The organism is Oenococcus sp., from assembly GCF_047725585.1.
Taxonomy (GTDB): Bacteria; Bacillota; Bacilli; order Lactobacillales; family Lactobacillaceae; genus Oenococcus; species Oenococcus kitaharae_A.
The window spans coordinates 181190-200422 of sequence record NZ_JBDNNF010000001.1 but is presented as its reverse complement, the minus strand read 5'-3'; the positions used below and the strand labels follow the sequence as shown (position 1 = coordinate 200422).

Sequence of the window (19233 nt, the reverse complement as noted above, 5' to 3'; positions counted from 1 at the left end):
AATTTCAAAAAACTATTAAAAAATTACACTAATACATTATTTTTTTACATTCATTTTCTGCGCCTAAGTGCTATATTCCTTTATGGCACATTCCGCCCGTTTTTGTGATGAGCTCTTTTAGAGTCTTTCACAAGCGGCTGATTCTGACTAGATTACGTCAGGACAAACTAATCGGGCATTGCTGCAGTTTTAAATTCACTGAGGAGTTTTTATCTATGTATAAGGTATTTCAACGGACGTATGCGATTATCATGACTTTGATTTTGGCCTTCCAATATATTGGAATCGGCTCGCAAGTCTATGCCGTCACGACGCCGACACAGAGTGATACAAGTATTCGCTTGGAAAGCGTTAAAGCCGATCCAGAGAATGCAAATCAATATAATTTGAAGGTCAATCTGCCAACGGCAACTGTTGACAGCGACTATCAGATTTCTCTGAATTCGCCACTGGCTTTTAAAACAGCTGAAAAACAAGCGACAAAAGAGAATTCGTCAGTTACTTATCTGACGGAAAAGAACGATATCAAGCTGGCTGCTAAAGCTGGCAGCCAAGGTGAAGTGACCATTCCAGTCACTTTGGACAGCAGCTCAATTGGCAGCACGAGCAAAATCGAGCTGACTTATCAAGATCAGAAAGTTTCTGCTGATCTGACTCAAGCGGCTTCATCGTCAGCTGCAAGTTCTTCGAGTTCAGCTACTTCGAGTTCGAGTGCTGCTAAGCCGGCAGTGAAGGCTCCGAAGGTTTTAGCTGCAAGCGATGGTAACGATATTTCTCAATATTTGCCAAGCAAGGATAATGGTACGATTATTGATTCGGCTGCAATTACAGTGAACGGTCAACCCCTTGTAGATGGCCAATCACTGAATACTAGTGACAAAATTGATCTTGCTTATACCTGGTCTATTCCTAATGATTTATTAAATGGCTATCAGCCAAAGGCAGGCGATTACTTTAGTTTCCAATTACCGTCTAACATCACTTATACAGCAGGTACTGGCTCCTTAGGTGATTTTGGTAGTTACGCGATCGATGCTCAAGGTAAGGTTACTTTCACTTTCAATGATCAAGTAGAAAATAATTCAGACATTAGTGGCACCTTTAACTACAACCAATCACAAATCAACGTAACCGTTCCCGGCAAGACTACAATCGATATTCCTGTTAAAAGTGGTAATGACACAACCAACATCGTTGTTAATCCAACCGGTGGGCATGATATCTCAAAAGCCGGCAGCTTACCTTCAGGCCCTAATCCTAAACAAGTTTTTTGGGATGTTACTGTCAATACGGACGGCCAAGAACTTGATAATGCAACCGTGACAGATCCAATGCCGACTGGCACCACACTTAGCAATACGGCTGTTTATCCGTTAACAATTGATATGAACGGTAACGTGACCGCTACAGGTGCGGCTTTGGTTCCTGGAACTGACTACACAGTGGACGCGAATGGCACAGTTCAATTTATTGGTCAGTATGCACATACACACCAGGCATTTAAGATTGAATATACGACAAACATCAATTCCTCAGCCATCCCGGACGATGGTGGCAAGGGTACTTTCACTAACCAAGCGACTTTAACCAATAATGGTAAAGATTACACATCTTCTGCTTCTGTCTCGCCGACATATGGTGGCTTACTTGCAAAAGGATTCGATGGTGCTGATGGTGGCAGCCAAAACTATAAGTGGCATATTGATTATAATTATGGTGAAAAAAGTTTGCCTGCAGGTACAACGCTGACAGATAGTTTGGTTGGTGATCAAGTTTATACAGGAACGCCGACATTAACCTATCGTAATGGCGGAACCGTGCCGAGCTCTGATTACCAGGTTGCTTATGATATTAGCAACAAGCAAATGACAATTACTTTTCCTAATGGATTGGATAGTGGCATCGTTATTAATTATGACTCGCAAGTAAACACACCCATCAATGGCAGTACGACAATTGATAACACAGTTACGAGTAATGACAAAACGGCAACTTCTGGTGAACAAAAGGTTGGTGAAGAAGGATTGACCAAGGGCCATGACCATGTCGACTACAACAACAGAACACTGCAATGGCATCTGAATATTAATGATGGTCGCCAGGAAATGCATGACTACAGCCTGACAGATACTATGTCACCGGCTGGCTTAACCATTGTGCCTGGTTCATATGTGCTACATGATAATGTCACAGATAAAGATGTTGCAGCTTCTAATTACACCATTACACCGACAAGTGATGGCTTCACGATTGCCTTTAATAGTGCATTAGACGGTACGAGTGATAACTATACCTTGAGTTACACAACTAATTTCGATGCTTTGCAACTGCCTGCTAACGGCCAATGGACCAATTCCGCCAAGGCTACTTGGAAAGATAAAAATGGTGACGATCACACTAACACTGCAAGCAATCCATTTCAACCAAATGCTCCCTTTATTAGCGACGGAACAAAGTCTGGCAGTTATAATGCACAGACTAAGCGCATTACTTGGACTGTCATTGCTAATTACAACCAACAACAATTAAGCAATGCAAGTATCTCTGATGACATCATCGGTGACCAGGATTATGTTGCGGGTAGTGCCTCATTACATGAAGCAACGATTAATCCATCCAACGGGCAAGCAATTGTGGGGAATCTGGTTGATTCTGCTAACATCACTTACACGCCTGCCACGGATACGACCAGTGGTACACAAGGTACTTTGACTGCGGTTCTGCCAAGTCCAAGCAGCAAAACTTACATCTTAACCTATCAGACTGATTTAACAGGAAAGGTAATTGATCAAGGGTCTTACAATAATACGGCCAAATATATGAATGGACAGAGCGAGCACGATTTGACTGCTTCAGTCTCGGTCCCTAATAGTGGCAGTTATGTTGAGAAGACTGGTGAACAGGATCCGACAAATTCAGCTTATGCTCGCTGGAATTTGATGGTGAATAAATCTCAGTCGACAGTGAAAAATTTAACTATTGTTGATCATCCTTCAACCAATCAAATTGTTGATCCGAATTCGATTGTGGTGTATGGCACCTCAATCGCCACAAATGGTACAGTCACAGAAAATACGGCCATAAAATTAACCGAAGGTACTGACTACACTGTTGATTTACAAACTAATCAGACCACTGGTGAACAGACTTTAACTATTAAATTCTTACATGAGATTTCTACAGCTTATTCAGTTGATTATCGTGCTTTGATTAATTCTTCTTTGATAAATGATACTTTGTCCAACACTGTTTCAGTTACAGCGGATGGTGAAAAGACGGTTACTCAAGAAGAAAGCCAGTCAACTAGTGTTGTTAACAATGGCGGTTCAGCGAGCGGCAAAAATGTCAGTTTGCAAATTGTTAAGACTGATCAGAACTCCGGTGCGCCTTTGGCGGGGGCTAAATTCGAATTGTGGTCTATCAGCAATGGCCAAAAGGGTATGCTTTTGAGAAGCGGCACGACCGATGCTTCAGGCCAAATCACTTGGGGCAGCATCAAGAGTGGCAATTATCTTTTATTTGAAACACAAGGTCCAACAACTGATGGTTACATTGTCCCGGCTGATCTGATTTCGGGACGCAAAATAACCGTTCCAAATAACTCAACGAACGGCACGACCGTTACGCAACCAGTTACTAATCAAAAAGGCACCGTTACCTTAACGAAAACCGATGCCGATACCGGTTCCAACCTGCAAGGTGCCATCTTCAGCTTGTACAGCGCTAATGGCAATTTGATTCAGGCTGGTTTGGCAACTGATAAAAATGGTCAGCTAAGTTATTCAGGCTTAGATGCTGGCAGTTATTACTTTGTTGAAACGGCCGCACCTGCCGGCTACAACTTGGATTCTTCGCATCATAACTTTACTTTGGACTCCAGCCACATCACGACTAATGTGAATGTGTCGGATTCTGAAACCTCTGGCTCAGTCATCCTCTATAAGACTGATTCTGATACGAACCAAGCTTTGCAGGGTGCTGTCTTCCGCTTGTATCAAGCTAATGGCACGCAAATTGGTGGTGACCGGACAACTGATGCTGCTGGTACAATTCAGATTGGCGATCTCAAACCTGGCAATTACTACTTCAAAGAAGTATCGGCACCTGCTGGATATAATCCGCCAGATAGCAATACAATTTATCCTTTCTCAATCGTATTGGGCCAACAGTCGACCGCTGCAGTTGTCTATGCAGGCAACACCGAGGAACGCGGTTCCTTAGTTATGAACAAGACTGATGCTGACACGAATCAGCCTTTGCAAGGCGCCGTCTTCTCTATCTACAGAGTTGGGAATGCCCAACCAGTTTTGTCAAACCAGGCTACTGATGCCAATGGCCAATTTACAGCCAGTGGTTTGCTGCCTGGCAATTACTACTACGTCGAGACAAAAGCACCCGACGGTTATGTCCTTGATGGCTCTCACCATAACTTCACGATTGCCTTCAACCAAGTAACACCGTAACACCACTTGGCGTAAGTGCTCAAAACACAGAGAAGACTGGTTCTGTTCGTCTAGCCAAGACTGATGCTGACACGAATAAGCCACTTGCCGGTGCCTACTTCAATCTTTATGAAGCCGACGGTAACGAGATCCAATCTAATCTCAAAACTGGTGATGATGGTTACATTACAGTCGATAACTTGAAGCCTGGTGATTACTACTTTAAAGAAACTGATGCACCAGCAGGTTATTCATTTGATGCTGATAAGACATACGCCTTTACGATTGACTTCAATCCATCAGCAACCGATGTTAAAACAGTTTCTGTCACAAATGCTGAAAAGCGCGGATCCGTCATTCTGACAAAGAAGTCCAGCAACGGCCAAAATCTGGAAGGCGCTGTCTTTGAAATTCGCAAGGCATCTGACGATAGTGTTGTTGCTTCGAATCTGACAACTGATTCAGATGGCCGCATCCGTCAAGATAACTTGCTCCCTGGTAATTATTACTTCGTCGAGACAAAGGCACCTGATGGTTATGTACTGAATACTGTCCACACACCATTCACAATTGCCTTCAATCCAACAAGCACTCCTGCCACAGCATCAGAGACCAACTACAAGGGTTCTGCTACTTTGACAAAGACTGACGCACAAGGCAATCCACTGAAAGGTGCAATCTTCAAACTCATTGATAAAGATGGCAATGATGTTCAGACTGGATTGACTTCTGGCGCTGACGGCAAGATCACAGTGACTGATCTAGCCCCTGGTGATTACAGCTTCGTTGAGACACAAGCACCTGATGGCTATGTCTTGAATACGAATAAGACCGACTTTACAATTGCTGCTTCTGCACAAAACGCACCAGCCGTTGTGAATGCTTCCTCTGAATTCATGAACTACCAAGGCACAGCCACACTGACAAAGACAGATGCTAAGGGCAATCCTTTGCAAGGCGCTGTCTTCAAAGTCGTTGATAAAAACGGCAAAGATGTTCAGACTGGCCTGACTTCGAATGAACAAGGTATTGTCACTGCTACTAAGCTAGCACCGGGTCAATATGAATTTGTTGAAACACAAGCTCCTGATGGCTATGTCTTGAATACGACAGGCACACCGTTTACGATTCGCACCCAAGCAGCTGGACAACCTGCTGTTGTTAATGCAGCTTCTCAGTTCATTAACTACAAGGGTTCTGCACAACTAACTAAGACTGATTCACAAGGTCAGCCATTACAAGGCGCGATCTTCAAAGTTGTCGATAAAAACGGTAAAGATGTCCAAACTGGCTTGCAGTCCGATGCCCAAGGTAAGGTCACAGTCACGGATCTTGCTCCAGGACAGTATCTCTTCTATGAGACACAAGCGCCTGCAGGTTATGTGCTGAACACGACTGGTACGCCGTTCACTATTCACACTTCTGCTAAAGGTGAACCAGCTATCGTGACTGTCGCAGCTAACTTCGTCAATTACCAAGGCAAGGCACAGCTGATCAAGACAGACAAAGATGGCAAGCCACTAGCTGGTGCAACATTTGAAGTCCGCAATAAAGCTGGACAAGTCGTTGCCTCTAATTTGACTTCTGATGATCAAGGTGTTGTCAGTGTTGACAAGCTAGCACCTGGCCAATATGAATTTGTCGAGACACAGGCACCTGCTGGTTATATCCTAAATACGACTGGTACGCCATTCACAATCCATACGCAAGCCAAAGGCGAGCCGACGATTGTGACAGCCTCTGATCAATTCATTAACTATAAGGGTTCTGCTCAGTTAACTAAGACTGACAGTCAAGGTAATCCGCTTGTCGGCGCAACATTTAAAGTTGTCGACAAACAGGGCAAAGATGTCCAGACTGGCCTGATTTCTGATAAAGATGGTCATGTCACAGTCGACAATCTGGCACCTGGTCAATATGAGTTCTATGAGACTAAAGCGCCTGCCGGATATGTCCTGAATACGACTGGTGTACCATTTATGATTCACACTGCCGCCAAGGGCGAACCAGCAGTTGTCAAAGTCACAGAAAACTTTGTCAACTATCAAGGCTCTGCAACACTGACTAAGAAAGATGAAGCAGGCAATCCATTGTCTGGTGCTATCTTCAAAGTCGTTGATAAAAACGGTAAAGATGTTCAAACTGGGTTGACGACTGGTTCTGATGGTAAGGTGACTGTTGCTAACTTGGCACCGGGTCAGTACATCTTCTACGAGACTCAAGCACCAGTTGGCTATATCTTGAACAAGACGGGTATTCCGTTTACGATTCATACAGCTGCCAAAGGTCAGCCGGTACAAGTCGATGCTTCTGATAACTTCATTAACTATCAAGGTTCTGCAACGCTGACCAAGACTGACGCACAAGGTAATCCACTTGCTGGCGCAACATTCAAAGTCATCGACAAGGATGGCAATGATGTGAAAACGGGCTTGATTTCTGATAAAGATGGTCATGTCTCGATTGATAATCTGGCACCTGGTCAATACGCTTTTGTTGAGACCAAGACGATTACTGGCTATATCTTGAACACAAGCCCAGTTGAATTTACAATTGCTGATTCTGCCAAGGGCAAGCCGGAAACGGTTAAAACTACTTTGATAAACTACAAGGGTTCGGCTGTTTTGACGAAGACTGACGCACAAGGTAATCCACTTGCTGGCGCAACATTCAAAGTCATTGATAAAGATGGCAAGGATGTTCAGACCGGTTTGATATCGAATGCCAAGGGCCATGTCACCGTCACGGATCTGAAGCCTGGCGATTACAGCTTCGTCGAGACACAAGCGTCAAAGGGTTACATCTTGAATACGACGAAAGCCGACTTCACGATCGCTGCTTCTGCTAAGGGCCAGCCAGTGACAGTCAAGATGCCGCAAGACTTTGTCAACTATCAAGGTTCTGCAGTTCTCACAAAGACTGATGCACAAGGTAATCCATTAGCTGGTGCTGAATTCAAGCTTGTCGATCAGACTGGCCGGACGATTAAGTCAGGCCTTGTCTCCGACGAAAATGGTCTTGTAAAAGTCGATCACTTGGCTCCGGGCAAGTATCAATTCATCGAGACCAAAGCACCTGCTGGTTACAAGCTCAATGGCAAGGCGGTCAGCTTCGTCATTGTCGATCAGGCAGCCGGGAAGCCGGAAACGGTTAACGCTGGTAAACTGGTCAACTACAAGAAGCCATCTGCTGCTGCCTTCTCTAATCGGCACAATGAACTGCCTAATACGGGCGAACAGGTCTTCTGGTTCTCTACAATCAGCGGGACGTTAATTGCGATTTCAGCTGCCGAAGCTTGGTTGCTCAAGCGCAAGCGTCACGAAGATTAAGATTAATAATTAAGCAATAAAAAAACGTGCAGTGTTACAGCTGCGCGTTTTTTGTTTCTTCCAATTTTGTCTGAATATGTGTTTGCCGGAACTTAGCTGGGGTCGCACCGATCAACTTGCTGAAAGTCTGGACGAAGTAGCTCTCGTCGGCAAATGAGAGGTAATCGGCGATGTCTTTAATCTTCAGCTTTGTTGTGGTCAGCAGGCCTTTGGCTGCTTCGACCTTCAGCCGAATCGAGAATTGCTTGATTGTCGCGCCGAATTTCTTTTTAAAAATCACATTCAGGTTCTGCTCGGAAATTCCCAGGACTTCAGAAATATCTTTCAAACGCAGATTATCCTGCGCGTGATTTTTCAGATAATCTTTGATTCGCTCGGCTTTATCTTTGAAAAGCGACTGACGATAATTGCGAAAAGTATTGAAGAAGATTCGAGGGATCTCTTCCAACCAGGCATCGAAATTCAGGATATTGGTCTGATATTCGATCTTCTGAATCGATCCCATCTGAATCGGAATGGCTTTTTCAATCGGCAATCCTAATTTGGTAACATTGTCTGTTAATTTGCTGATTAAATCAATTAGGATATCTTTCTGCCCGCGAATGATATTCGTCGTCGTCAGCGCTTCACCAAAGACGCGGCAGCCTTTCATATCAGCTAGGCTTTCTTTGAATTGATCCTCGTCCAGATTGCTGAGGGCCTCGATCATTTTCACGGTATACACATGGAAAGCCACCATCTCGTTCATAGGTCGTGTTTGTTCGACAATTTTATAATCACCATGCAACTGGACCATTGTGATATCCCAGTCTGGCGCATCTAGCCCTGTATAAAGATGAAAAGCAAGCTTGGCCGTATTAATCGAATGATTAACAAAATCAATGCTGGAAAAAACATTCCTAAGGTCCTCGTTGATAGCCATTTTTGGCAATAAAATCAGGCCTGCATTTTTATTTATTGGAATGAGAAGCATATAACCAGACTTATACTGAACAATCGTGTATAGGCCACTTTTAGCCTGCTTACTTGCTTTGAGCATGACACCACGATTGAAGTGCTTATCACCCGTCGATAAATCCTGTAATTTGTGGTCACTATAGGTAAAAATATCGACTGAAGCGGCACTAGCCAGCCAATCTAAACTTTTATTGTGCATTTTTTAGTTTATATTATATTATTTTTTTTGAAATACTTAATTAGCTCCAAAAAATAGCCAATACTTTTTCGCTGACAAATTATTAAGCAATTTCATCTGGATTAAAAAACATGAAAAGTAACAGAATTGCAATTTATATCAACTATTGTTTATATAAATACGTGCTAGTATTAAAATTGTTACTTAATTAGGTTGTTTTTTAGGAGAGTTAATGGACACAACGATTTCTTACCAGCGGCTATGGGAACTGTTCAAGAAGAATTTTTTTCTGCTGATTATTTCGGCTCTGGTACTGGCCGCGGCAGCCTATGCCGGCAGCAAATTCCTTATTCATCCTAAGTACCAGTCCACGGCGGCCTTATTAGTCAATCGCAGCAGCAATACTGATCCAAATGCAGCTTTAGGCAACCAGCAGGCTGATATTCAAATTATTTATACATATCGGGATTTAGCGACACGTCCGGTCATTTTGGATCAAGTCGCTCGTAATCTGCGTAACCGTTACCCGGACATTACTTCCAATGGCCTGACGAAAATGGTGACAGTCTCTAGTGTCCAAAATTCACAGATTTTTTCTATCAGCGCTCGTTCCAATGACCCAGTCGAATCACGCGATATCGCTAATATGACGGCTGATGTTTTTAAGACCAAAGCTGTTCAGGTGATGGGTAAATCTATTTCTAATGTCTCTATCGTCTCAAGGGGCTTGCGAGCTAATACGCCTGTATCTCCGAATGTCCGGTTATGTACTTTAGCTGGTTTTTTGCTGGGCGGATTTATCGCGGTACTGTTTGTCCTAATTAAGGAAATGTCTGATAATACCTACCGTGATTTGGCCTTTCTGGAACAACTGAAATTGAATAGCCTTGGTACGGTCAATTATGCATCGTTCCATAAAGGGAGGACAAAATAATGTCATCACAAAAGAGATCTAAAAAAGCATCGGCAGTTGATTTAAGATCCTCTCGTTACGGCGTACCTTTGATCACGCTGGATGATCCGCAAGATGTCGTCTCGGAACAGTTCCGCGTCCTGCGTGCAAATATTGATTTTGCGGCGGCCTCCATTAATCATTTCCAGACGATTCTATTCACAAGTTCTGAGATGTCTGACGGCAAATCCACAGTTGCACAAAATCTGGCTGTTGCCTGGGCTCAGACAGGAAAACGGGTACTTTTAGTTGATGCAGATTTCCGTCGCCCGACAATACATAAGACTTTTGGCCTGACGAACGATCGCGGTCTGACAACCGTCTTAGCCATGAATGATCAACCGGCGGAAATTATCAATACTTCAGAGCAGTCCAATCTCTTTATCATGACTTCTGGGCCGATGCCGCCAAATCCTTCTGAATTACTAGCTTCTGATAAGATGGTGCAGATTATTGACTGGATGCGTCGTAATTTCGATCTTGTTGTCATTGATTCGACACCATTATTGCTGGTGCCGGATGCCCAGTCTTTGATTCCGCGGTCCGATGGAGTCGTGCTGGTTGCTACACTAGGCAAGACAAAGAAAAAGAGTCTTTTGGAAGCAGCACATATTTTGACCTTAGCTCGTGCCCACCTCTTAGGTCTTGTATCCAGAGATCCTGAAAGAGCTGAGAAAGCTTATGGATATGGTTATGGATATGGTTATACGACGACTAATATCATGAGCAGCGACGCCATGAAGCGAGCTTCTAATGCACAGGTTCATCAGAATACCCACCATCATAGACTGGAAAAAAAATCTGAGACAGTGCAGAACCAGGTCACAAGCAAAGAGACAATACCGAAAAAGCCGGCTGTCGAACCAACCAAAGTCTGGTCAAGCTTTGAGACGACCAATCGCACTGCCAGCAGGCAGGCCAAGACGCCGCCTGCCCCCAGCACTGCAGCTAATGAAGAGACAGCTGTAAAGATTGTTCCAATGGTCGATATACATGCCCATTTGCTGCCTGATCCGACGAGAGGGCCTGTGACGATTGACGCTTCTTTGCAGGCAGCTAGAGCGGCGGTCGCCGATAATATCCAGACCTTGGTTGTCACACCTTACCAATCGGCCGATAAGAAGGCTAATACAGCCGATGACATCCAAGCAGCTATCGCCGCTTTGAGGAATTCACTCAAAGAGGCAGGGATTCCTATTAACATTCTGCCGGGACAAGTAGTACCTTTGACAGCGAGCCTTCTAGCAGCTTTCGATCATGGCAATTTGTTGACGTTAGCTGATAGTAAAAAATTCTTATTAGTCGAGCTGCCGGAGGATCAGGTTCCAGAGATCGCGGCCAGCATTATTTTTCAATTGAAGACACGCGGCGTGACCATGGTTATCGCGCATCCTGAGACCAATCGTGCTATCTTGGCCAATCCTGGGCAATTGAATCGTTTAGTTGAACAAGGCGCGATTCTGCAAGTCGCGGCAGCTTCAATTAATGGCCAATTCGGCAGTGAAGTCGCTAATCTCGCTTTGGATCTAGTCCGCAGAGGTTTAGCCGCGGCCGTGGCCAGCGGAGCGGATAGTTCTGAGATGAATCAACGCTATCATTTATCAGATGCTTATGCTTTGCTGACGCGTGCGGTTGGGCGGCAAAGTGTTGATATTCTCAAGAAAAATGCGATTCGCATTATTAGTGGGCTGCCAGTCGATAGCATCGCTGCGGAAGAGTTTTGATCTAAAAGGAGAGGAGCAGGAGATGAAGGCATTGCGGGCAGAAGACGACCACATTAAAAATTTGAATGGTTTTAGTCAGAAATCAATTTTTTATTTGTGTGCTAAAAGACTGTTCGATTTATTGGGAGGCAGCATTGGCCTAATTTTGAGTATTATTCCAATGCTGTTTTTAGCTATTGTGATCAAAAAAGATGGCGGCCCGATTTTCTTTGCCCAAGAGCGTATTGGCAAGAACGGCCGTCCTTTTACGATGTACAAGCTCCGCAGCATGGTACCCAATGCCGATGATATGAAAGACGAACTCTTGGAGAAGAACGAACTGCATGGTGGCATGTTCAAGATGAAAGAAGACCCGCGCGTTACGAAAATCGGCCGGATGATCCGCCATTATTCTTTGGATGAACTGCCACAATTCTGGAATGTAATTAAGGGCGATATGTCGCTTGTCGGACCGCGGCCTTGTCTGCAAAGAGAGTTGCGGAAGTATTCAGACTATGACAAGCAACGTTTGTTGGTCAAGCCTGGCATTTCCGGCCTTTGGCAGGTATCTGGCCGCTCTGATCTGGATTTTGGTGACATGATTAGGCTTGATCTCCAATACATAGAAGAGCGGTCGGCAATAAATGATATCAAGATTTGCCTCAAGACAATTCGGCTAGTTTTTTTGAGTCACAACAAAACAGGAGCCTACTAAAATGCCGAGAAAAATTTTATTAACATCCGCTAAGGCGAATATGATTTGGCAATTTAATAAACGTAACATCCAAATTCTCGAATCTTTAGGTTTCCAGGTACATGTCGCAACAAACTTTGAAAAGTTTGGCTCCATGTCCTCAGATGAAAACAAGAAACTAAAAAAATGGATGCATGAAAATGGTGTCATTGCACATCAGGTGAATTATTTACGGAAACTAGGTTCTGTTTCAGCAAATTTAAAATCATATCGACAATTACGCGAAATTATCCAAACCAATCATATTGATTTAATCCATGCGCATTCACATATGGCCGGTGTTATTGGCAGATTAGCAGCACATAAAGAACACATTCCTGCCATCTACACGCCCCACGGTTTTTATTTTTTTAAGGGAGGCCCAAAAAAGAATTGGTTGATTTACCCAATCGAAAAGTTCTTATCTGGTTACACTGATACACTCATTACGATTGATAAAGAAGAATTCGAAATTGCCAGTGCAAAATTCAGGCAAAAAAACATTCAATATATCCCAGGAGTTGGTGTTGATGTCAGAGGATCATTGACAATTTCTGATACGTACAAAGCAAAATCAAGATCAGTATTAAGGAAACAGCTAGGCTTAGAAGAGAATGATTTCGCCATTTTGTCCGTTGGTGAATTAAGTAAACGAAAAAATCATGAGGTCATTCTTAGAGCTGTAGCTCATCTGAATAACTCTAAGATTCAGATATTCATTGCCGGTGTAGGCCCACTTAAAAGTTATTTGGAAGAATTAGCAGATAAGTTGAACATTCGTCAACAATTTCATCTGCTTGGTTATCGTAATGATTTGCATGAACTTCATTTTGCAACGGATCTTTTCGTTTTTCCTTCCTTACGTGAAGGACTGGGCTTGGCAGGCTTAGAAGCTCTTGCAGACGGGCAGAGGATTTTAGGATCCTCAGCTCAAGGAATAAAAGATTACATTGATAAGGACCAAAAAGGTTTCTTGTTTAATCCGCAGGATGTAAATACTTTAGCTATGCTTATTGAGAAGGAATCACAGCGGCATCGTCGTGTTGCACCACAAGTCATTAGGAAAGATGATTTAATTTTTGATAAACAGAACGTCGATGATATTATGAGGCACATTTACAGTTCATATATCAAACAGTAGGTGCCATGGCTGATAGATAGCAAAAAGGAGAATGAATGAGGGACTTAGCTAAAGTGAGTGTGATCACACCCGTCTATAATGGTGCCAAATATTTGGACAATTTCTTAAATTTAATCTTTCATCAAACATATTCGAATTTTGAATGGATCATCGTTGATGATGGCAGTACTGATAACAGCAAGCAAAAAATTTTAGATTTTGCAAAGAAGACAGCATTTACGAATATTAAATATGTTTTTCAGCCAAACGCGGGCGTCTCTGCAGCCCGAAATAAGGGATTGTCGATGGCTGATGGTGACTTTATCATGTTTGCTGATGTTGATGATCGACCGTATGATGATTTTATCGAAAAATATCTGTCTACCGTCTTAGAACAAAAAAAAGATGCTGCTATTTTTGCTATCAATGTGGTAGAAACGGATAAAATAATTAAGAAAACATCAGGATCCGGTTTAATAAGTAGCACAAAAATTGTGAAAAAAATTCTACAGCAATCTGGTTATGGCTTTTTATTTGCCGTTATTGCTAAAAGAGCAATGTGGCAAGATATTTTTTTAAATGAGGACATTTATTTTTTGGAAGATGAAGAGGTTTTAGTGAGAATGTTACCTCAAACATCTCAAATATATTGTTCTTCGGAAGTTTATTATGACTATGTATCGAGAGATGATTCAGTGGTTCATAATTTAAAGATTGAGGATTATGAAAATGGTTTGGCAAGTACTCGGTTGATGAAAGCTAGCCTTCTTGCTTCACCTTTTCATGAACTAATACCTGCGGCAAATGCGAGGATTTTGGGTGCGATAATACCACTGATCATACTGAATTGGAGATTAGGTAATTCTGGTCAAGCCAATCATTATGCTAAGGAGTTTGTTGAGCTATTCCCTCATACTGAATTTTCTTCCGGCAAAGAAATCAAGAGGAAAATTCAATATTTTATTTTTAAATACCGTTTAAAGAAAATTGCATCTGTTTTGTACAAAAGTATTGATTTTTAAAAAAAAAGGGGGGTTCTATGAAGATTGGATTAATTAATGTTTATTTTGGTGAATTCCCAAACTATTTTCCTATATTTTTATTGTCAGCTGCTAAGAACTCGAATTTTGATTTTCTGATTTTCAGTGATGTTGAAGTTGATTATGATTTGCCCCAGAATGTCAAAGTTATTAAAACAACTTTTTCTCAATTGAAAAAGAGAATACAAGCCATCTTGCCATTTCGAATTGATTTACGCGTTCCATACAAACTGTCAGATTTCAAACCGATCTATGGTGATCTTTTTTCTCGAGAACTAATCGGTTACACTCATTGGGGATATTTTGATTTGGATATTGTATTAGGCAACTTGTCTAATACAATTAGTATCAAAGATCTTTCTAACTTTGACCGAATTGGTGATAGAGGGCATTTGTCGATTTTTAAAAACACCTCATCGATAGTTAAATCCTATTTGTCTGATAGTGGGCATCTTGGTTTTTCTTGCAAAGAAGCATTTTCCAGCCCCAGAATCTTTCACTTTGATGAGATGTGGGGTATTAATACTTTTTTTAATAATCTTCACACTAGCAAACCATTGAAAAATGACTTAACACCGGGGGCTCTTTTCGATACTAGCGTTAAACGATATCCTTTGGTCCAAGCGACTCACCCTAAATCAACCCATTTTTTTATTTTTGAGTGGCAAAACGGTACATTAACTGGATATGCTCAGGATCAAAAAATTGAATTTAGTTATCTGCATCTTCAAAAAAGAAAAATGTCCATTTTGAATTTAAAAAAGCAAGTGGGCCAAACTGATTTGAGTCATTTGACAGATTTTTGCATCGATCAAAACCATTTTTTTGTCAAACCGGATTTGCAGGGAATGGCATTCATCAGAGCCCAATTAGACCGACAAAAAATGCATTGGCCTGAAGGTGACTTTTCTCGGCTTTTTAAATATTACAAAAACACAGTTATTTCGGGAGAACAATTATCTAGATGCCAACTAATTTTGAAGAGAAAGTTTTAGCTTGATAAAAGTATGAAAGGTATACATTAATGACACAGAAAACAGAGCTTGTTACACCAGCTCCAACTAAACGTATCTCAATCCTTTTCGTTGGAATGAGTGGCAATCGCGGTGGAACAGAAACATTTATTTTTAACATGGCTGGATTTCTTAGAAAAAATTTTGAGAAATATTTCGATGTATATGTACTAGATGACACTCAAGAAGGGATTTCGGTACCAGATAATTTAAAAAAAATGAATGTCAAAATTATGAAAGTCTTTGTGCCATTGGGAAGGATTAATCATTTTAAAAAGGTAAAAATACTTAAAGAGTTTTTTCATCAAAATCCTTTTGACATTGTGCATATTAATGCTAATTCTCCTTCTTTTGCTGTATATGTTAGTGAACTCAAAGGAACAAATACTAAAATTGTTTTCCATTCTCACAACACTTCGTTAAGCTTTGAGAATCTCACTCAAAAAATTCTTTATTATGGACAAATTCATCGCTTTAGAAAAGTATTAGACCATACCAATTTGACCAGGGTAGCTGCAAGTGATGTAGCTGGTAAATGGATGTTTCATCAACAAAAGTTTACAACTTTGCCAAACGGTGTGAACCCGAGCAACTATGTTGTGGACCAAGCTAAAAGATTGAGTATGCGTGAATCTTTTGATATTCCGAAGAATGCAAGTGTTTTCCTCTTTGTAGGACGCTTGGAATACCAAAAATATCCTAGCTTTGGTATTTTGGCCTTCAAGAGTTTGCTAGAGAACCATCCAGAACTGCTGGGAAAAGTATTCTTAATCATGGTTGGTGATGGCTCACAAAGCGCCGATTTACAAACATTATCTAAACCCTACCACACTTATATTAAATTTTTAGGCCTCAGGAAAGATGTAGCAGATTTGATGAACATGGCTGATTTTCTGTTATTGCCTTCACGTTTCGAAGCAATGCCCTTTGTGGTTTTAGAAGCACAGGCTAGCGGCTTGAAAATCATCCAATCATCAGAAAGTGAAAATAAAGGGGGTATCGTAACGAGTGGGCACTTCTTTCCCTCGCTACAACAGGGGCCTGGACACTGGGGAAATGTTATGAACCAGATGATTGAAAACAAAGTGCCATTTGCGGCGAGGGCAGATGATAACCGAATTTTCAAAGGAACAGTGTTTAATATAGACAAAGGATTTGATACATTTGTTAGGAAAATCTATTTGTCCAAAGAAAGGTCACAATATAATGAAAAAAATGGTCCTTCAAACTGATACTGGTATGTTAAATTCTGCAGGATTCAAAGCCAAGTCTGATATATCCAGAATTTTGAAGTCAGAAGGTTATGAAGTACTAACATTCGACATTACGAGATGGAATAAGTTGCTACGCCCACCTGCTAGCTATTTCTTTTGGAAAAATAAATTATCCAACATCCCATCACTTCTAGTTTATCAGTACCCCACTTATAGTCATGTATTTACTGATATGTTTTTTAAAGTTACCCGGAAGTTTCCTGTAAAAACCATTGGATTGGTGCATGATGTTGAATCTCTGCGACTTTTTACTAATTCTGTTAGTAACCAAAATAAAGAGATTGTTTCCTTAAATCGCTTTGATGCATTAATTGTGCATAATAACAGAATGAAAAAATGGTTAAGTGAACATGGTGTGCGTACGCCGATGATTTGTTTACAAATTTTTGATTATCTTAACGATGCCGCAATTAGAAAAGAAACGCCCAAATTTGATTTAGTCATGGCCGGAAACTTGAATAAGGTTCCGTACATATCGAATTGGCAGACTACCATTAAGATCCAACTTTTAGGACCGAATCCTGCATCATCTTACCCAGATAATATTAATTATGTAGGCAATTTTTCTCCGAACGAAGTACCGCAAAAATTAGACGCTAAATTCGGGCTAGTTTGGGATGGTGATTCTTTGTCGTCTGGCGCCGGTGTTTACGGGGAATATACAAAGTATAATAATCCACATAAGACCTCCCTTTATTTAAGCATGGGCATTCCTGTGATAGTTTGGGATCAAGCGGCGATTGCCGATTTTGTATTAGACTACCAAGTTGGTATTACAGTTTCAAATCTAAATAAATTAGAAGAACGGCTCAAGAGTATGACTAATAGTGATTACGCCCAGATGAAATCTAATGCAGAAAATATTGCTAAAGATTTGAGAAGTGCTAAATTTACTCAAGTTGCTATCGCACAAGCTGAACAGCTTCTGGATAAGCGCTGATCGGATTATAATTGTTCATCAGATCAGTTAACTCCGTTTTTGGGAATCATTATGATGTAAAAACAAATGAAAGTCTTTAAAAACGTTCTTTACAATTTATCCTATCAAATTTTAGCCATTGCGCTGCCGCTGGTTACGACACCGTACGTGTCTCGAGTTATCGGACCACAGGGCATTGGTATTATGAATTTTACTAATTCGATCATCAGCTATTTTCTGCTGTTTGGTAATTTTGGTTTGGCTACTTATGGTAATCGAGAAATAGCTTATTATCAAAATGATCCCAAAAAAAGATCATCGGTTTTTTGGTCTGTATTCATTACTAGAATTTTTTTTATACTTATTTCTTTCGCTGCTTTTTGCTTTTGGCTAGTGTATATTAACCATGAAAGATTTTTTCTTGTTTACATTTTTCAGTCTATCGGTTTGGTAGGCGCAGCTTTGGATGTATCTTGGTTTTTTATGGGGATGGAAAATTTCAAAGTTACGGTTATTAGGAATTCTGTTGTGAAGATTGCCAGCTTTGCTGCTGTATTGTTGCTTGTTAAAAAATCATCCGATGTTTGGGTTTATGCATTTATTATATCTGGATCTACTTTGATTGGTAACTTGACAATGTTTCCTATGCTAAAGAAATATATCCGTTTCGTTCACTTCCGGGACTTATCCTTTGCAAGAGCCATTATTCAATCTTTCTGGCTTTTTGTACCAACTATTGCTATTTCTCTTTATGTGTATTTAAACAAAACTTTAGCTGGTATTTTTGTGTCAATTAAAGCGGCTGGTTTTTATGCACAATCCGATTCCTTAGTGAAATTACTGTTGACTGTCTCTATGGCATTGGGTTCGGCAATGATGCCGCACATTTCCAATTTATTTCAACAAAAAAAAATGCAGGAAGTTAAAAATCATATTCAAAAATCTTTTCAGTTTATCACTTTACTGAGCTGCGGCATGTGCTTTGGTTTGATATCAATTGCATCAAATTTTGTGCCCTTGTTTTTTGGTCCTGGTTTTGATAAAGTTGCAGATTTAATCATTATCGAAGCCTTTGTCATTGTTATCATTTCTTGGAGTAATGTGATAGGCGTTCAATATTTGATTCCCAGCAACCAGATCAAATCATATACGATTAGTGTAACCATCGGCTCCATCCTGAATATCTTATTGGATTTAATTTTCATACCATTTTTGGGCATTGATGGTGTTATGCTTGCCACGGTTTTAGCGGAGGGTTCAGTGACAACTTATCAACTTTGGAGCGTCCATCCGCAACTTGATATACACGGTCTCTTTTTCGAAATTTGGAAGCCGTTTTCAGCTGCTGTTATTATGTGGCTGGGTCTGGATTTAATTAATGCTTATCCTCTGCAATCAGCATCTAACTTTATCATTATTTTTCTGGATATTGTAATAGGCGTCATTGCGTACCTTTTGTTATGTTTTGGTTTTCGCTATGCGCCAATTATTTCCTTGTATACTAGATTTCAGGGTTTATTCATGTCAAAACTGGGAAGAACGACAAAAAAGGATTAAGGATGATATGAAAGAA

At 41.1% G+C, this 19233-nt stretch carries 12 protein-coding genes and 1 pseudogene; 12 read left to right on the top strand and 1 reads right to left on the bottom strand.

The window, feature by feature from the left end; all coding sequences use genetic code 11:
• Positions 1-215: 215 nt before the first annotated feature.
• The 3 genes and pseudogenes from ABF487_RS00910 (at position 216) to ABF487_RS00900 (ending at position 7771) form a co-directional block, all read left to right on the top strand.
• Complete coding sequence (locus tag ABF487_RS00910) at positions 216-4463, top strand: SpaA isopeptide-forming pilin-related protein (protein ID WP_415634241.1); 4248 nt, start codon at positions 216-218, stop codon at positions 4461-4463.
• A 50-nt stretch (positions 4464-4513) separates the two neighbouring features.
• Positions 4514-5293, top strand: a pseudogene (locus ABF487_RS00905) (MSCRAMM family protein); the annotation flags it as partial.
• 45 nt (positions 5294-5338) lie between these two features.
• Positions 5339-7771: a SpaA isopeptide-forming pilin-related protein gene (locus tag ABF487_RS00900; RefSeq protein WP_415634368.1), complete on the top strand. Its 2433-nt coding sequence runs from the start codon at positions 5339-5341 to the stop codon at positions 7769-7771.
• Between the two features lie 34 nt (positions 7772-7805).
• On the opposite strand, the gene ABF487_RS00895 is transcribed toward ABF487_RS00900, so the two are convergent.
• Positions 7806-8927, bottom strand: a complete 1122-nt coding sequence (locus ABF487_RS00895; RefSeq protein ID WP_415634240.1) for a helix-turn-helix domain-containing protein — start codon at positions 8925-8927, stop codon at positions 7806-7808.
• 211 nt (positions 8928-9138) lie between these two features.
• Here ABF487_RS00895 and ABF487_RS00890 point away from each other — a divergent pair, with 211 nt between their 5' ends.
• From ABF487_RS00890 to ABF487_RS00850, 9 genes are all read left to right on the top strand, one after another.
• A complete protein-coding gene (locus ABF487_RS00890) occupies positions 9139-9840 on the top strand; it encodes a YveK family protein (RefSeq protein ID WP_415634239.1) in 702 nt (233 codons plus the stop codon).
• Positions 9840-11582, top strand: a complete 1743-nt coding sequence (locus ABF487_RS00885; RefSeq protein WP_415634238.1) for a polysaccharide biosynthesis tyrosine autokinase — start codon at positions 9840-9842, stop codon at positions 11580-11582. The genes ABF487_RS00890 and ABF487_RS00885 overlap by 1 nt, the downstream gene beginning before the upstream one ends.
• 22 nt (positions 11583-11604) lie before the next feature.
• Positions 11605-12276, top strand: a complete 672-nt coding sequence (locus ABF487_RS00880; RefSeq protein ID WP_415634237.1) for a sugar transferase — start codon at positions 11605-11607, stop codon at positions 12274-12276.
• A 1-nt stretch (position 12277) separates the two neighbouring features.
• Complete coding sequence (locus ABF487_RS00875) at positions 12278-13435, top strand: glycosyltransferase (protein ID WP_415634236.1); 1158 nt, start codon at positions 12278-12280, stop codon at positions 13433-13435.
• Positions 13436-13470: 35 nt separating this feature from the next.
• Positions 13471-14436 (top strand): glycosyltransferase family 2 protein, encoded by a 966-nt coding sequence (locus tag ABF487_RS00870; protein ID WP_415634235.1) that lies wholly within the window; start codon positions 13471-13473, stop codon positions 14434-14436.
• A gap of 17 nt (positions 14437-14453) precedes the next feature.
• On the top strand, positions 14454-15449 hold the full coding sequence (locus ABF487_RS00865; protein ID WP_415634234.1) for a DUF6625 family protein: 996 nt from the start codon (positions 14454-14456) through the stop codon (positions 15447-15449).
• Between the two features lie 29 nt (positions 15450-15478).
• Positions 15479-16699, top strand: a complete 1221-nt coding sequence (locus ABF487_RS00860; protein WP_415634233.1) for a glycosyltransferase — start codon at positions 15479-15481, stop codon at positions 16697-16699.
• Entirely contained in the window at positions 16683-17681 is a 999-nt protein-coding gene (locus ABF487_RS00855; RefSeq protein ID WP_415634232.1) for a hypothetical protein, read from the top strand. The genes ABF487_RS00860 and ABF487_RS00855 overlap by 17 nt, the downstream gene beginning before the upstream one ends.
• Before the next feature lie 66 nt (positions 17682-17747).
• The gene (locus tag ABF487_RS00850; protein WP_415634231.1) at positions 17748-19217 is read left to right on the top strand and encodes a flippase; all 1470 of its coding nucleotides are present in this window, start codon (positions 17748-17750) and stop codon (positions 19215-19217) included.
• Positions 19218-19233: the final 16 nt, after the last annotated feature.

What these genes read in the sequence shown, in the direction of transcription:
- ABF487_RS00900 (WP_415634368.1), top strand. Translation starts at nt 5,339, where the DNA reads ATGAACTACCAAGGCACAGCCACACTGACAAAGACAGATGCTAAGGGC.
- ABF487_RS00885 (WP_415634238.1), top strand. Translation starts at nt 9,840, where the DNA reads ATGTCATCACAAAAGAGATCTAAAAAAGCATCGGCAGTTGATTTAAGA.
- ABF487_RS00880 (WP_415634237.1), top strand. Translation starts at nt 11,605, where the DNA reads ATGAAGGCATTGCGGGCAGAAGACGACCACATTAAAAATTTGAATGGT.
- ABF487_RS00860 (WP_415634233.1), top strand. Translation starts at nt 15,479, where the DNA reads ATGACACAGAAAACAGAGCTTGTTACACCAGCTCCAACTAAACGTATC.
- ABF487_RS00865 (WP_415634234.1), top strand. Translation starts at nt 14,454, where the DNA reads ATGAAGATTGGATTAATTAATGTTTATTTTGGTGAATTCCCAAACTAT.
- ABF487_RS00855 (WP_415634232.1), top strand. Translation starts at nt 16,683, where the DNA reads ATGGTCCTTCAAACTGATACTGGTATGTTAAATTCTGCAGGATTCAAA.
- ABF487_RS00875 (WP_415634236.1), top strand. Translation starts at nt 12,278, where the DNA reads ATGCCGAGAAAAATTTTATTAACATCCGCTAAGGCGAATATGATTTGG.
- ABF487_RS00870 (WP_415634235.1), top strand. Translation starts at nt 13,471, where the DNA reads ATGAGGGACTTAGCTAAAGTGAGTGTGATCACACCCGTCTATAATGGT.
- ABF487_RS00895 (WP_415634240.1), bottom strand. Translation starts at nt 8,927, where the DNA reads ATGCACAATAAAAGTTTAGATTGGCTGGCTAGTGCCGCTTCAGTCGAT.
- ABF487_RS00910 (WP_415634241.1), top strand. Translation starts at nt 216, where the DNA reads ATGTATAAGGTATTTCAACGGACGTATGCGATTATCATGACTTTGATT.
- ABF487_RS00850 (WP_415634231.1), top strand. Translation starts at nt 17,748, where the DNA reads ATGAAAGTCTTTAAAAACGTTCTTTACAATTTATCCTATCAAATTTTA.
- ABF487_RS00890 (WP_415634239.1), top strand. Translation starts at nt 9,139, where the DNA reads ATGGACACAACGATTTCTTACCAGCGGCTATGGGAACTGTTCAAGAAG.